The 13478-nt window shown below is 43.9% G+C and carries 16 protein-coding genes; 8 read left to right on the top strand and 8 right to left on the bottom strand.

All coding sequences use genetic code 11. The features are described 5' to 3' along the window. Positions 1 to 220: 220 nt before the first annotated feature. The 3 genes from L2729_RS15695 (at position 221) to L2729_RS15685 (ending at position 3925) form a co-directional block, all read left to right on the top strand. Positions 221 to 379: a hypothetical protein gene (locus L2729_RS15695; RefSeq protein WP_248989108.1), complete on the top strand. Its 159-nt coding sequence runs from the start codon at positions 221 to 223 to the stop codon at positions 377 to 379. Positions 380 to 2212: 1833 nt separating this feature from the next. Beyond that, positions 2213 to 3340, top strand: a complete 1128-nt coding sequence (locus L2729_RS15690; protein ID WP_346347764.1) for a GGDEF domain-containing protein — start codon at positions 2213 to 2215, stop codon at positions 3338 to 3340. A gap of 150 nt (positions 3341 to 3490) precedes the next feature. After that, positions 3491 to 3925 (top strand): DUF333 domain-containing protein, encoded by a 435-nt coding sequence (locus L2729_RS15685; protein ID WP_248989106.1) that lies wholly within the window; start codon positions 3491 to 3493, stop codon positions 3923 to 3925. Positions 3926 to 3965: 40 nt separating this feature from the next. On the opposite strand, the gene L2729_RS15680 is transcribed toward L2729_RS15685, so the two are convergent. The 7 genes from L2729_RS15680 to L2729_RS15650 all read right to left on the bottom strand — a co-directional run bounded on the left by L2729_RS15680 (position 3966) and on the right by L2729_RS15650 (position 8184). Then, positions 3966 to 4793: a hypothetical protein gene (locus L2729_RS15680; protein ID WP_248989105.1), complete on the bottom strand. Its 828-nt coding sequence runs from the start codon at positions 4791 to 4793 to the stop codon at positions 3966 to 3968. A 4-nt stretch (positions 4794 to 4797) separates the two neighbouring features. Continuing rightward, positions 4798 to 5286 carry an RNA polymerase sigma factor gene (locus L2729_RS15675; RefSeq protein WP_248989104.1) on the bottom strand — a complete coding sequence of 163 codons (489 nt, stop codon included), beginning with the start codon at positions 5284 to 5286 and terminating at the stop codon, positions 4798 to 4800. Further along, positions 5276 to 6073, bottom strand: coding sequence for an HvfC/BufC N-terminal domain-containing protein (locus L2729_RS15670; RefSeq protein WP_248989103.1), 798 nt, complete (start codon positions 6071 to 6073; stop codon positions 5276 to 5278). Before L2729_RS15670 ends, L2729_RS15675 begins: the two co-directional genes overlap by 11 nt. Further along, positions 6064 to 6918 (bottom strand): MbnB/TglH/ChrH family RiPP precursor modification enzyme, encoded by an 855-nt coding sequence (locus L2729_RS15665; protein WP_248989102.1) that lies wholly within the window; start codon positions 6916 to 6918, stop codon positions 6064 to 6066. The genes L2729_RS15670 and L2729_RS15665 overlap by 10 nt, the downstream gene beginning before the upstream one ends. Then, entirely contained in the window at positions 6918 to 7199 is a 282-nt protein-coding gene (locus L2729_RS15660) for a BufA1 family periplasmic bufferin-type metallophore (RefSeq protein WP_101091954.1), read from the bottom strand. Before L2729_RS15660 ends, L2729_RS15665 begins: the two co-directional genes overlap by 1 nt. Positions 7200 to 7321: 122 nt before the next feature. Beyond that, positions 7322 to 7708, bottom strand: coding sequence for a thiol-disulfide oxidoreductase DCC family protein (locus tag L2729_RS15655; protein ID WP_248989101.1), 387 nt, complete (start codon positions 7706 to 7708; stop codon positions 7322 to 7324). Then, positions 7705 to 8184 (bottom strand): DUF3429 domain-containing protein, encoded by a 480-nt coding sequence (locus L2729_RS15650; RefSeq protein ID WP_248989100.1) that lies wholly within the window; start codon positions 8182 to 8184, stop codon positions 7705 to 7707. Before L2729_RS15650 ends, L2729_RS15655 begins: the two co-directional genes overlap by 4 nt. A gap of 284 nt (positions 8185 to 8468) precedes the next feature. On the opposite strand from L2729_RS15650, the gene folX reads away from it, so the two are divergent. The 3 genes from folX to folM are packed head-to-tail and all read left to right on the top strand — an operon-like array spanning position 8469 to position 10281. After that, positions 8469 to 8834: a dihydroneopterin triphosphate 2'-epimerase gene (gene folX / locus L2729_RS15645; protein ID WP_101091957.1), complete on the top strand. Its 366-nt coding sequence runs from the start codon at positions 8469 to 8471 to the stop codon at positions 8832 to 8834. Between the two features lie 41 nt (positions 8835 to 8875). Continuing rightward, positions 8876 to 9514, top strand: coding sequence for a GTP cyclohydrolase I FolE (gene folE, locus L2729_RS15640; protein ID WP_101091958.1), 639 nt, complete (start codon positions 8876 to 8878; stop codon positions 9512 to 9514). A 59-nt stretch (positions 9515 to 9573) separates the two neighbouring features. Then, the gene (gene folM / locus L2729_RS15635; protein ID WP_248989099.1) at positions 9574 to 10281 is read left to right on the top strand and encodes a dihydromonapterin reductase; all 708 of its coding nucleotides are present in this window, start codon (positions 9574 to 9576) and stop codon (positions 10279 to 10281) included. A 109-nt stretch (positions 10282 to 10390) separates the two neighbouring features. Here folM and L2729_RS15630 read toward each other — a convergent pair whose 3' ends face one another. Then, positions 10391 to 11647 (bottom strand): mechanosensitive ion channel family protein, encoded by a 1257-nt coding sequence (locus L2729_RS15630; RefSeq protein ID WP_248989098.1) that lies wholly within the window; start codon positions 11645 to 11647, stop codon positions 10391 to 10393. A 197-nt stretch (positions 11648 to 11844) separates the two neighbouring features. On the opposite strand from L2729_RS15630, the gene L2729_RS15625 reads away from it, so the two are divergent. Beyond that, positions 11845 to 12381 (top strand): porin family protein, encoded by a 537-nt coding sequence (locus tag L2729_RS15625; protein WP_248989097.1) that lies wholly within the window; start codon positions 11845 to 11847, stop codon positions 12379 to 12381. Positions 12382 to 12460: 79 nt separating this feature from the next. Next, positions 12461 to 13144: a DUF3157 family protein gene (locus tag L2729_RS15620; RefSeq protein ID WP_248989096.1), complete on the top strand. Its 684-nt coding sequence runs from the start codon at positions 12461 to 12463 to the stop codon at positions 13142 to 13144. Positions 13145 to 13478: the final 334 nt, after the last annotated feature.

The raw sequence follows: 13478 nt of genomic DNA, 5'->3' as shown, positions 1-13478 counted from the left end.
AGATGATGCGAGAGTAAAAAGGTGCCTCGGAAAAGAAATTTAAACGGTGGAGTATTGAGTTCAAAGTAACGATAATATTTCATTGGTTAAAAACAAGGATGTGACAACTTTAAACGGACGCCACATCCTTGGTCAATCGCTTAAGGCTGGGATAGTCGAATAGACGCTCCAAGCACTTAGGCAAACATAACGTTAAACAGTGTAATTTAAGGAAGATATTATGCAAGAACTAACAATGAACGAGATTGAACAAGTAAATGGTGGTGGAGCAATAGGAATTATAGGCTGGGGAATTCTCGCTACAGCCACAATTATCACTGGCGGGGGCGCTCTTGCTGTTGCTGGTTGTGTTTTTGGAATGTTTCAATCTTATGAGTAACTTTGGGGGGATTCAGTTATGAAATGGAGAATTGGCTACCTAGTCATTTTCGTCGCATTTCAAATTGATTATTTTGTACGATTAAAGCAGATTACTTTGTTTAATACTCTTCTTTTGATCGTAGCTGTTGTTTTTAGCTTAGTTTATTTAAAAAAAGAAATCTTTGATAAAAATAACGGCAATAAAAAATAACCAAGTTATAAGATGAATTCCTGTGATGTTGCATGAATCAATAAGTTCGATTCATGTAACGTCATTAATTCAAATAAAAGAATTTGATAGTCAGGAGTGACTTAAGCTCTGAATGAACCAGTAACCAATAATCCCCACCGATTACTAAGCTGTACTCGCGGGGCTATTGCAAAAACAGATGATATTGGTGAATATGCAACTTTACTTTCTAGAGTCGTCGGATCATGAGCACTGATGAATAACGATAATAAGAAACATGGCCAAGTAGACCCAAAAGGTCCTACACTAAAATACAACAATGAGATCCAGGATGTTTATTAAGAAATTACTTCTATAACTTAACGTTAAGCTTTAGGCATAAAATTATACTCTCTTCCTAATAAGTATTAATCATTAATTATCAGAATGAAAAGTAAGAGAAATAATCTATTGGTTATCGCCACTACATTAGCTCTGAGGAATTGACTAAAGAGTTATTTGCAAGCGATAACGCAATCATTGGGGGATAGGGAATGGCTTACATTGGGTACTTGATGCCTCTATAAATGAGGATGAATGTAAAATTTATCGGGATAATAGAGTTGAAGTGTTGGCTGTAGTGCGGCATGTCGCTTTGAATTCACTCCGCGCAGAGACAATGAGGAAAGCCAGTATCAAGCGGAAAAATATCAGCGATGAATACTTCATACCTTGAGAAGGTGTTAATTGCTGGAGTTTATAAGCGGGGCAAAAATGAACGTTCTCATTCTGGCAGAGGTACGAATCACACGACTTGTGACATATAAATTATTTACTATTACAACAATTATCTTTTTTGTCAGGAAAAAGATATGACACTACGATATTTATGTACATAATTACAATGTAGCATATGTCGAAAAACAACGACATAATTAGTGGAAATGATTTAATAAGGCACTTAAGGAATTTATGGAATTGATACTTCAACTATTATCTCTCTTAATTAAGCTTTTCTTCTTTATTAGCGTCATTCAGTTTTTTTTAGGAAAAGAAAGTTTATTAGAGAAAGTTATATTAATTTTCTCTAAACACTAAATAACCAATACAAATCAGTTGTATGCCAAGTTTGAGTGATGTCAACGCTTAGCCTCTATCAGCTCCTTTTTATAACAGGGCGGTCATGAGTGTGCATCATTTTAATAACGGCCTTTGTAAACGATCAGAAACTCTGCCGCGGAAAACCCCATACCACAATAAATGGTCTAAACCATGCTACCCCTACCCTCAACTGAAGAGCCCATAGGTACTGAGTACCACTATCTCTAAAATAAAATTATGCTATTGATTATTAATAACTGAAGATATAATTTCCGTTGTGGATTTTCGCTAAATGAAATGCCGAGTTCTGCCGAACGAAGCTCGGAAGGAACATGTTTTAAAGGTTTTTAATTTTTATATTAATCACGGGCTTTATCTTATGCTAAAAGTGTCGACTTACTTAGGCTATAGATTGTTGTTTTTTACTCATGCTATGACTCGATGTAAACGACTGAGCTAATTATTTGGTTCTGTTTTTCCTGAGTTCAGTGTTTAACTAAGTTTATGTTGGGGTTTGTTTTGTCTGCCTTTTACCACCGATGTCGCTATTTCTTTCTTCCACTTTTATACACTGCCCTTATTTTGAGCATAATTAAGCTCTTTCTGCCAAACTTACAAACATGGCAAGCAGTGATTGAGCAACTGCCTAACTGGCTACTTCCTGCAGTCGCTATCATTGCGCTGCAATTCAACCGCAGTCGATTAGCCTATTTAGCCATCTTGTTGTTGGCATATTACTTTTGTATCACCACTGCTCGGTTGGCAATAACAGATCTTAATCAATACTCAGATCAGCTACTGCTTGCAGGTGCTCTCACCATCACTTGGTTCGCGTTTATTAAAGACAGAGGGCTTCTATCTCCCCATAGTGTAGTGAGAATCCTTGGGGTAATCGTTAGCTTAGCGATCGCTTTCGGTTGGAGCTGGGTTAACACTAAATTCAAGATAGCACTCGATAGTTATCTTCCCAGTATGATTACCATGGAGATTCGAATACTAACGCCTTTGTATATTTGTGTATTACTGGTTTTTATTCGGGGAATTTGGCAGTCTAATTTGGTCAATACTTCGATCTTAATTACATTAGTGTTATGGGCAATACATTTTATTTATCCTAGCTTGCTCCCCATCTCCATTTCAATGACAGCATTGGCCATTATTTATATTTTGACGGTACTGACAGATTCCTATTTTCTCGCTTATCGTGATGAGCTAACAGGGCTCGCTTCACGCCGTGCCCTTTATAATGCAGTGCTTTCCTTAGGTCGTAAATACAGCGTGGCCATGCTAGATATAGATCATTTTAAGAAGTTTAATGATACCTATGGCCATGATGTTGGTGATCAGGTTCTGAAGCTCGTTTCCAGTAAAATTAACCAAGTAAATGGCAGTGGTAAAGCCTTCCGTTATGGCGGTGAGGAGTTCACCATCATCTTTCCCCGTAAAGATGTAGCATCCGTTATCATCTTTCTCGAAGAGGTGCGCGAGGCCATAGAAGACTACGATATAGTGCTACGCAATGATAAACGTAAGCAGCAAACCAAAGCTAAACGTAGTAGCACTCAAAGTGACAGGAAAACAGTCAATGTCACCATCTCGATAGGCGTTGCAGAACATAAAAATGGCGAAACTTTTGAGCAAACCCTGAAACGATCTGATGTGGCCTTGTACAGTGCGAAGAAAAAAGGACGTAATCAAGTTTGTGCTTAATCCGTCACAGAGATAAATGAAAGTAGTGAATCAAAAGTCGATTTGTTAACTATTCTTTCTATCGTCGAGCCTCAACTAACCCTTTTGCGTATTCGGTGCGTTAGTACTTATAGCGATACTTATCAGCCAACACACAGCGGAGAACGCAACATGAGAAAAATAACCTTACTTAGCCTTGTAACCATCACAACATTATTTCTCCTAGGCTGTGATGCCCAGAAAGCAGAACAAGCGACAGCAGGTTCTATCAGCTTGGCAAACCCGGCATCTACTTACTGTGTCGCTCAAGGCGGTACCCTCTCGATTGAATCTGAAGAAGATGCGCAAGTTGGTTATTGCACTTTGCCCAGTGGTGAGAAAGTGGATGAGTGGCAGCTGTATAAGCGTGATCACAAAGAGAGTCATGAGGATATTGAAGTGACCGAGATGCTACAAACTCCGAATCCAGCAGCAGAATACTGCTTAAAGCTGGGCGGTACTTCAGATCTTTCCACTGGTAGTTGTGTTTTGCCAAATGGCGAAAAAATGGATCAATGGCAACTGTTTCGCCGAGATCACCTGCTTATCCAACCACAAAACGAATAGCCCAGCAGCAAGCCCACGAATAAGACAAACTCGCTCTAATTCAATCGACCGAACGGGCCGTTGCCATCAGTAAGCCCTTCTCGACCCAAATTGATACATCTACCCCCCTTACGACTTGCTCAATGGGTTGCTGTCCTTGCTCTAGCACTGGCAGCTCTCCATAAAGACTGGGATCGTATTGCACCTCATACAGAGTAACGGGTGTACCGTTATCCTGTTTAAAGCGGATCTGCGCGGCTGTTAATCCTTGAATGGAGCAGTAGCGGCCGCCCAACATTTTACTTGCGGAGTTATCTAACAAACTCGAATTAACCAAGGTGAAATCCAGTTGAGTGAAATACTCTCTAAGCTGGTTTAAATTTTGTGTTTGCACTTCCAGTGGTTTCATCTTTACATGATTACGAGCGACTTCATCGGCAATTTTCCAGCTCATGTCTCTAGCCGTAACGGCCGGTGAACCTGAGTGTAAATAACGGCGTAACTCCACACCAGAAGACAACTGATATCCTGCCACCAGCAGTAATAAGCTGGCGACCATGGCGTAAACCATTTTGCTGATACTGCGAGATTTTTCGTTAGGGATCTTGCCCGCGGTTGCACCAGTCGATATTTCGCCAGGTACTTCGCTGCGCTTAGCACGATTATATTCAGTAGGCTGAGCATCGGTCGGGTTAACAGGCTGCATCAGTGACGGCGTGTCTGCTGCCAACGTTGACGAGTCAGCCCCAGCGTCGGCACTAACATGTTGCTTGCCCGCTAACAGCGCTTCCATGCGTGCGAGCCCATCTTGTGAAAGGCTTTGCGCTTCAATATATTGCTTTACCATGCCTTTAAAGTTGTTGTCGGCGGCGCCGTGTTTTTTACTCATGATGTTAGCCCCCCTGACCTGTGGTATTTGTTTGAGCAGACAGCTGCATAATATCGACTGATTTAATCTTAATACGATGCAATCTCGATAAAATGGTGCCTCTGGGTTGACCTAAATCCTTAGCAATTTCAGCGGCGCTATAGCCCTCAACCGCCCATAGATAAAGCACCTCTCGTTCCGCCGCGTTTAGCTGCGAAAACAGATACTCGATTAAGTCATGCTGCAGCTCGACCTCTTCCAAACATGTTTCATCGAGTAAGGCAGGATCATGATCATCTATGGGTTCGAAATCAATTATTTTTAAGCGCCTGCAGTCATCAATAAATTGATGACGGATCACGGTGCGTAAATAGGCTCTCAGATGTTCTGGTTTTGCTTCGCTCTTTAACCAACGTTCAATGGCTGTTTGCAGCAGGTCTTCCGCTTGCGCATTATGCCGAGTGAGACATAAACAATAACGGTATAAGCTCTGTAACAGCTCTCTATCCATCATGGGTTACCATTGACCGATAACCGGCAATCCACCCTTGTTGGATCAACTGCGGCAATATGTTCAAATCAACATCAGCATCCGTTAATGCCCCTAAAGACAAGCCGCGCTTTATCGCCAGCAATAGCAGTGCTTCAGCGGCTGAAACCAGCGTGAATGTCGCCTTAAAACGCTCTCTAAAGGTCAATAGGTATAGCGGAGATGTGTCGCTTTGCGCCTGTGAATATTTCACTGCATCGGCTGGAGCTTGATGCTTTAACCAAATGCGATGCACTGGATACCGACAGGTCAGTAACTCCATGTCAGGCTGCAATAACAACACCGCTTGTTGTTGCTGCGCTTCACTCAGTTGTCCCAGCCCTTCAAGTTCACACACTTGTGGCTGTTGCAAAAAATCCGTACGGTTCTGTGCGTAATAACCTTGCTTTAACGACCACTCTAGCGCTGCGAGCTCAGACAGATACTCAAGTCCTTTAAATGCTTGATGTTGCTTTATCTCTTTAGCGAGTAGCTGCGAAAACTGCGCGCCATAATGATTTAAATTAGCGTCGTTAAGTGGATAAGCAGTGCAATACTGCTGCGCTAACTGACCAAAACAGCCCTCACCTAGCACCGTTTGGCACACTGGAAAACTGGTCTGTAAACCATTTAACAACGCCTGAAATGCATTGTTTCGATAGACACTCAGCCGCGACTGTTCACGTTGATTAACCATGCTGAGCAACTCACTATCATCGCCATTAGCTTGCAGCGCTTGAATAAACGCCCCCTGCCAGTCAGCTAAGCGCATTGGTCAACTCCCGCTGATGGCTTGCTGTTGAACTGCATGATATCAGCGGCAATTTGTCGCTCTTGCAACAGTCTATTTAATGAAGGGATCTCGCTGTCCCACTCGATCATGGTGGGAATATTGCCATTAAGCTCTATATAGCGCTGATAAGCGTTCCAGACTTGCGGGTCGACGGGATGGTTGTGCGCATCAAGCAGATAGTCACCTTTTTGATGAAAGCCCGCCAGATGGATCTGTTTCACCCGATGGGCAGGTACTGCCTCTAAAAATGACTGCAACTGCTGATCAAGGTTCACGCTCGTCACAAAAGCATTGTTGATATCAAGCAGCAGATAGCAATCTGCTTCTTCGGCAATCGCGGCGATAAACTCCCCCTCACTCAATTCATTATGTTGACAGCTCATATAGGTAGACACATTTTCGAGCAATATTCTTTCACCCATAATGTCTTGAGTTTGCTTTATCCTGTTACTGATATGCATTACCGCTTCGGCGGTATAGGGCAGCGGTAGCAGGTCAGCCACCTTAAAATCGTCGTTGCCAGAAAAGCTCGCGTGTTCCGAATACCAATGGCCGCCACACGCTTGCTTGAGTGATTTGATCTTATTGAGGTAATCAACATCTAGCGTATTCGCGCCGCCAAGAGACAAGCCCACGCTGTGAAACACCAGCGGAAAACGCTCGCTAATACGATTGAGCAGATGTTGATTCAGCCCACCGTCCACCAGCCAGTTATCAACCAAGACTTCAAGCCAAGGGATCTCAACACTGTCGTCAGCCAGGATCTGTTGCACGTGAGGAATGCGCAGGCCAATACCTGCGCCTGCTATAGCCGTAGCTAACATTAGCTTTTAGCCGGTTTAACCGCTTTTACTTCACCGCCGGCTATTTTGTCGCATGTTCCAGCGGGCACATAAACCCACTCAGCCGCCAAGTTGTCAGTTTTAGCTTGGCCCGCACAACCATGGCTGCCATCTAAAGCACCACAATCATTGGCACCCGCTTTTGCGATACCTGCGCATTTTTCCCACTCTTTCGGTTGATCAGGTACCGCTTGTGCACCTAAAGATAAACTGGCAGCCAAAATACCTGCCACGGTTACGCCGAGTGCTGTTGTAGATTTCATATCGATTATTCCTTTTGATAGATAACACATTCAACCCTATAACGATTGAGTCATGGGATTGATTGCATTGTGGTCAAAATTAATTCTAGTTGAATCGAGATGAATCGTGTAAACCACTCACGCTAGCGGGAACAAGTACCACTTTCGCAACGCTTCTTACCGGTTAACAGGTAAGAGATACGGTAGCGATGCTTAGCAAAAAATAGATAACCTTTATCGGCGAATGGTTTCACTAATGAGCAACGCAGCAGTGAAACCCACCTCTCTTTGCCGACCACCGCCCAAGCTTCGTAAGTAACATCAAGCCCGGTAATAATTGAACCATCTGGACGTTGGGCATGCAGTATGCGGTTAGCAACAGTGAAATCAATCTCTGGGTATTTACTCGCAAAATCACTCTGGTTAAGATCTTGTAGTTCTATATTATCGTCAATATCTCGGGCTTTTATATGCTGCATTTCAGCGTCACAAAGCGGACAAAGTGAGTCATAAAAAATACGTAGTTTCATTGCAAACCTCCAAACAACTGATGGATCAACATCAGTAAATGCATACTCACAGCCACCAACGTTAGGCGATGTCTCATCGAGAGATAGTCATCATTAAGGCATAGCGCTTGCGATTTTTTCTCAACCGCGAGCAAACTTAAATAACCTACCGACAGAATTGCCAGACTGATGACCTCTTGATTGAGTAATAAAGCGACCCAAGCGAGTATCGAATAAAGATTACTGAGGATCAGTAATCGACCAATGGTGCCACTCGTCGATAGGGCTAGCGCACGGCCCCAAAGAGTGCCGGAAATAAAGCTAAGGATAATCGCGCTGTAGCTAATAAACGCAAAATTGGCACTAAACCACGGCAGCTGCCAACCCAGCCAAACCATTAATGTGGATAAGATAAAAGGCAACAGCCCGGCATAACCCAGTCCTAGCCAAACACGTTCATTTTTCCCCATAGCGGACTCATCTTCAGCGCTAAACATGACTAATCTGTACGATGTCAGTTGACTTTTAGATCTCTGCTTGATGTAAATGAGTCGTTAAGAGTTGATCTTAATCGCGGGATTATCCGTATTCTTGCCTATAATTGTACTTTTGGCCTCGCGTGAGTTTGAAAGCTCGTAGCTAAGGAAGCTAACCTTCGATATACGACTGGATGAATCCCTTAGCCGAGAATAACTATTAGCTTTTTGCTTTCAGTGCTTTAAATTTCCACTGAATGAACAGATACTGAATGCCATCAGTATCCATTTAAAAAGGACTCTAAATGACAACCAGCAATGCCATTATAAAAGTGACCAATTTACGCCTGCGCACCTACATCGGCTTCAATATCGAAGAACGCGAGAAGATGCAGGACGTGGTGATTAACATTGAAATCCACTACCCCGCAAGCAATGCGATTCGAGAAGATAATGTAGACGAAGCGCTCAACTACAAGAAAGTGACCAAAGCGGTTATCCAGCATGTGGAAGAGGGACGATTCCTACTGTTAGAAAAGCTCGTGTCTGACGTACTCGACATCAGTAGTCAACATCCATGGGTGCAATATGCCCGTGTGACGATTGATAAACCCCATGCATTAAGATTTGCAGACTCTGTTTCATTGTCACTCGAGTACCGTAAATCCTAATGCCCAATTGCCAAATTATTCATTCACAGCAGGAGTCAACTATGGATGTATCACAGGCTGAACAAGTGAGAGAAGCACTCATCGCCCAAGGGCTCGAAACGCCATTAACGCCCTCGGATATGACCGCCGAGCAAAAATATGAACGTATTAAAGGCTTAATGACTGAAGTCGTATCCACCCTGGGGCTAGATCTTAGCGATGACAGTTTGCAAGAAACTCCGCATCGTATTGCCAAGATGTATGTAAACGAAATATTTGCTGGCTTAGATTATGCAAATTTCCCCAAAATTGCCCAAATTGAAAATAAAATGGCTATCGATGAAATGGTACGGATCACCGATATCAGCGTGGTCAGCACCTGCGAGCACCACTTTGTCACCATCGATGGGCTCGCAAAAGTCGCCTACATACCCAATAACACCATTATCGGTTTATCGAAGATCAATCGCATTGTGCGATTTTTTGCTCAACGCCCACAGGTGCAGGAACGCTTAACCAAGCAGATTTTAGTCGCACTGCAAACATTACTCGCGACCGATAATGTAGCGGTGAGCATTGACGCCACACACTACTGCGTAAAGTCCAGAGGGGTTATGGATACCCAATCTAAAACTCAAACGACGGCACTGGGCGGAAACTTTAAATCGAATGCTTCAACCCGTGCAGAGTTTTTAAGATAAATTAAGTCAGCACCTCGGCTATCAGGCCCTAAAGGGATTAGATTAACGGAAGTGGTATAATGACAGCCCCCATTTTAATTACGGGAGTCGGCAAGCGTGTCGGCTTTTATCTTGCTAAACACTTGGCCCAGCAGGGACAAAAAGTCATTGGCACCTATCGTAGCCAATATCCGCAACTGCAAGAGCTTGAAACCTTAGGTGTCGAGCTGTATCGATGCGACTTTGAAGATGCATCACAACTTGATGAGCTACTGGTCACGCTAAAACAGCAACCCGCCATCAGAGCTATTATCCATAATGCATCCGATTGGTTGCCAGACGGTGATGCAGACTCTGCCATATTCATTATGGACAAGATGATGCGCATTCATGTCAGCGTGCCTTATGTTATCAACCTTGCCCTGACAGAGCAGCTCAATGCCTATACCGGAGGCACTGCTGATATTATTCACATTACCGATTATGTCGCAGAAAAAGGCAGTAAGAAGCATGCCGCTTATGCCGCCAGTAAAGCAGCACTGCACAACTTAACCTTATCGTTTGCCGCTAAGTTAGCGCCTAATGTTAAGGTCAACAGCATTGCGCCCGCCATGCTGATGTTTAACCCCGATGACGGTGAGCAGTACAAGCAAAAAGCCCTCAAAAAATCACTGTTACAGAAAGAGGGCGGCGAGAGTGAGGTTTTAAATGCGGTGACCTACTTGATGCAGAGTCAGTATGTGACAGGACAAGTGATCAAGATTGATGGTGGTCGGCATTTAGTTTAGCGACAAGCTCAATGTGATAGTAGACCGAACTCAGTTTAAAAATCAGCCCATAAAAAAGGCACGTAAATACGTGCCTTTTTTTGTCTTTCAATTAACTTCGCAGTTTAGTTTAGTGGCTTTGCAAGCTGCGAACATCTGCGCCTGTTGGCCCTTGGTAAACCCTTAAACCAAACTCAGGCAATATGGCAAATACATGGTCAAAAATATCGGCCTGAATGTCTTCATACACTGTCCAGCGAGTGTCGTTGGTGAAGATATAAAGCTCAATAGGGACACCCGATGAGGTCGGCGCAAGCTGACGAACCATCAATGTCATGTCTTTATGTATTTGCTCATGCTGTTTCAAGTAGGACAACATGTAAGCTCTGAACGTGCCGATGTTAGTTAGGTGACGACTGTTCACGGGCATGTCAGCATCAACAACTTGAGCGTTAAATGTGGCGATCTCCTGTGATTTAGCAGTGAAATATGACTTAAGGTGATTAATCTTAGCTAAGCGTTGTTTATCGTCTTCGGTTAAAAAACCGATTGAGCTGATATCTATTTGCACCGAGCGCTTGATCCTGCGGCCACCTGACTCAGACATTCCGCGCCAGTTTTTAAAGGCATCAGACACCAAAGCATAAGCAGGGATCATGGTAATCGTCTGATCCCAATTTCGCACTTTAACCGTGGTCAGCGACACCTCTTCTACCGCACCGTCGGCGCCATACTTGTCCATTTGGATCCAATCCGTTGGGCTCACCATTCTATTGGCGGCCAACTGAATTCCGGCCACAAAACCTAATATGGTGTCCCTAAAGACCAACATAACCAAACCCGTTGCGACACCTAAACCACTAAGGAAATAGACTGGCGATTGGTCAGCAAGCACTGAAACAGAGATGATAATGGCAACGAAAAACATGAATAACTTAAACAACTGCACAAAGCTTTTGATGGGTAATCGGCGGCTGACCAAGTTTACATCTGCAATTTCATTGGCGGCATCGAGTCCGCTATACACTGCTCGAACAAATAAGATAACGATAGTGACGTCTAGCAATCTGTCCGCCAAACTCGCCAATACAGCATGTTCAGTCAACGCTAGCGGCAGAATAATATTGAGGATCAGCGCAGGCACCAGCTTGGCTATTTTCTCCAGTACGCGATAGCGCATGAAGATGTCGTCCCAAGTGACACGAGAACGCTGAATAACCATATTCATGGTGCTAACCACACCTCGCTTAACAACAATGTAGCCAATAAACGCCACAATGAAACAGGCTACAACCAAAATGCTAGTTGAAACCCCATCTGCAGGTTGGCTGTCGATACCCGCACTGGCTAACCATTGCGTAATAGTGGCTCGTAATTCCTGATCCAAAATCTAAATCTCCAAATAGTGAGTAGACAAAGTAACTCATCAATCTTATAAAAAAAAGCCAACACCCTAGACTCAAATAACAAACAACAGCGTTACAAACATCAAGTTTAACAGCTATTTGAGCATTGTGAGTTGACTGTAATCTAAAGATTCACAACAATCCATTTTCTATCACCTGATAGCCAAATGAGAAGACCATGACCAAATACCTAATTGCCAGCCTTTTGGCTTTAATCAGCACTCAAGTTAGTGCTAATGACTTCAGTTTTGATGAGCCCATCTTACCTAAACCAGTCATCGCCCTCACGCTAGATTACATACCCGCGACGTCTGACATGTATGGCATCACCATTGCGCCAAGCCATTACGACACCGATTATGCCGACTGGGGCTATTACATTGGCTATGCGCAGAGCAAAGAGACTGATGTCATTGTAGAAGAACCTGGCGAAGCCCACGCCAAGGACACTCAGTGGCGCTTTGGTCTCAGCTATACCTTGCTGCCTAAGTTAAGCCTATATGGCGGCGCCGCCGCTTATTCCAGCGAGTATTCCTATACCAATAATATCGTGCCCAAGATTGTCGGCGGTAAGCCCGTTTGGGAAACAGACAAAGATACCACTTGGGGAGCCGAGGTAGGCTTACGCTATGTAGTGGGTAAACATCTGTCTTTAGGCGCTGGTTATAACTCTGCGACCGAGTCGGCTGTATTTAGTATCGGTTACTCAATGTGAACCACATCAACCTTTAACAGTGTTAATCTGACGGGAGTTTGTCTATGCTAGAGCAATCTCCTTAGACAGGTAACAAATCATGTATAACGCGCTGCGAAACTACGCTTCAGTTGTCTTATTAATCTTTGCTTTCCCGGCATTTGCCGATGAAGTCACACGGGTCACGTTGGATAATGGTGCGTTGATTCAAATCAACGATGACTTTACTTGGGAATATGTGATCCTAGAAAGTCAGACCCAAGACCACAGTGCAGTCCCAGCGACACTGCCAGCCATAGCTGCAGTCACCGTTCCTGTTGTAGGAGCTGCGGTAGGTACTGCGACAGTCGCGACGCCAGCAACCAAGTCAACACCAGCGACCACACCAAGCACGTTACCAGCCAAAGCCGATAACCTGACTGCCAGCGCCATCGCACAGGCAGCACTGCTTAAATCAACGGCTAAAAATGGCGTAAAAGTTAACTTTTTAGATCAGCAATGGGACGATGACGACCGCTTAGGACTGACCTTCGAGCTATCGAGTACTAGCACAGAGCATTATGTGATGATCGAATTAGAGATCAGCCTATTTGCCGATTCTGGTGCACTCATTAAGAAAGAAACGGTCAATGTATGGCAAGCGGTATTTAGAATGCCTGACTCTTATTTACGTAAAGGCCAAACTCGAGAAAGCCGTGTTTTCTGGATAGAAGGCATAGACAAAGCCCAGTGGACTAAGCAGCTGATGAGCTTAAAGATGAAAGAGATGGATTCTCGCATGTAGTTCGCCCTTTGTGTAAGCAATACCCTTTAGAGACCTAGCCGATTCGGCTGGGTCTTTTTACATTTAGGGTATTGCTTCTTATTCGCGCAGAAGTATAACCATTGCGCTTTTATAATCCAGTGCACATGCGCCGACCGTAGGTCATTGGCACCACTGATGGCAAATCAACTTAACATTGCGGCGTCCCACCTAACGCGATACGCTCTCTGATATGAATGACATATTACTAATAATTATGACTATCGCTGCAGGAGTTTTAGGCTTCGGCGCGCTAATGTTCGGAGCTTTAGGTCTTTATTCCGTTGCCGAGCAAAAAGGTGTTTTAGGCATAACA

It is taken from the genome of Shewanella gelidimarina (assembly GCF_023283945.1).
GTDB lineage: Bacteria > Pseudomonadota > Gammaproteobacteria > Enterobacterales > Shewanellaceae > Shewanella > Shewanella gelidimarina.
Note: the sequence above shows the minus strand (reverse complement) of the source record. Positions and strands in the feature narration are given on the sequence as shown.

Coding starts and splice junctions, on each gene's coding strand:
- L2729_RS15695 (WP_248989108.1), top strand. CDS start 221: ATGCAAGAACTAACAATGAACGAGATTGAACAAGTAAATGGTGGTGGA.
- L2729_RS15685 (WP_248989106.1), top strand. CDS start 3,491: ATGAGAAAAATAACCTTACTTAGCCTTGTAACCATCACAACATTATTT.
- L2729_RS15680 (WP_248989105.1), bottom strand. CDS start 4,793: ATGAGTAAAAAACACGGCGCCGCCGACAACAACTTTAAAGGCATGGTA.
- L2729_RS15675 (WP_248989104.1), bottom strand. CDS start 5,286: ATGATGGATAGAGAGCTGTTACAGAGCTTATACCGTTATTGTTTATGT.
- L2729_RS15670 (WP_248989103.1), bottom strand. CDS start 6,073: ATGCGCTTAGCTGACTGGCAGGGGGCGTTTATTCAAGCGCTGCAAGCT.
- L2729_RS15665 (WP_248989102.1), bottom strand. CDS start 6,918: ATGTTAGCTACGGCTATAGCAGGCGCAGGTATTGGCCTGCGCATTCCT.
- L2729_RS15660 (WP_101091954.1), bottom strand. CDS start 7,199: ATGAAATCTACAACAGCACTCGGCGTAACCGTGGCAGGTATTTTGGCT.
- L2729_RS15655 (WP_248989101.1), bottom strand. CDS start 7,708: ATGAAACTACGTATTTTTTATGACTCACTTTGTCCGCTTTGTGACGCT.
- L2729_RS15650 (WP_248989100.1), bottom strand. CDS start 8,184: ATGTTTAGCGCTGAAGATGAGTCCGCTATGGGGAAAAATGAACGTGTT.
- folX (WP_101091957.1), top strand. CDS start 8,469: ATGACAACCAGCAATGCCATTATAAAAGTGACCAATTTACGCCTGCGC.
- folE (WP_101091958.1), top strand. CDS start 8,876: ATGGATGTATCACAGGCTGAACAAGTGAGAGAAGCACTCATCGCCCAA.
- folM (WP_248989099.1), top strand. CDS start 9,574: ATGACAGCCCCCATTTTAATTACGGGAGTCGGCAAGCGTGTCGGCTTT.
- L2729_RS15625 (WP_248989097.1), top strand. CDS start 11,845: ATGACCAAATACCTAATTGCCAGCCTTTTGGCTTTAATCAGCACTCAA.
- L2729_RS15620 (WP_248989096.1), top strand. CDS start 12,461: ATGTATAACGCGCTGCGAAACTACGCTTCAGTTGTCTTATTAATCTTT.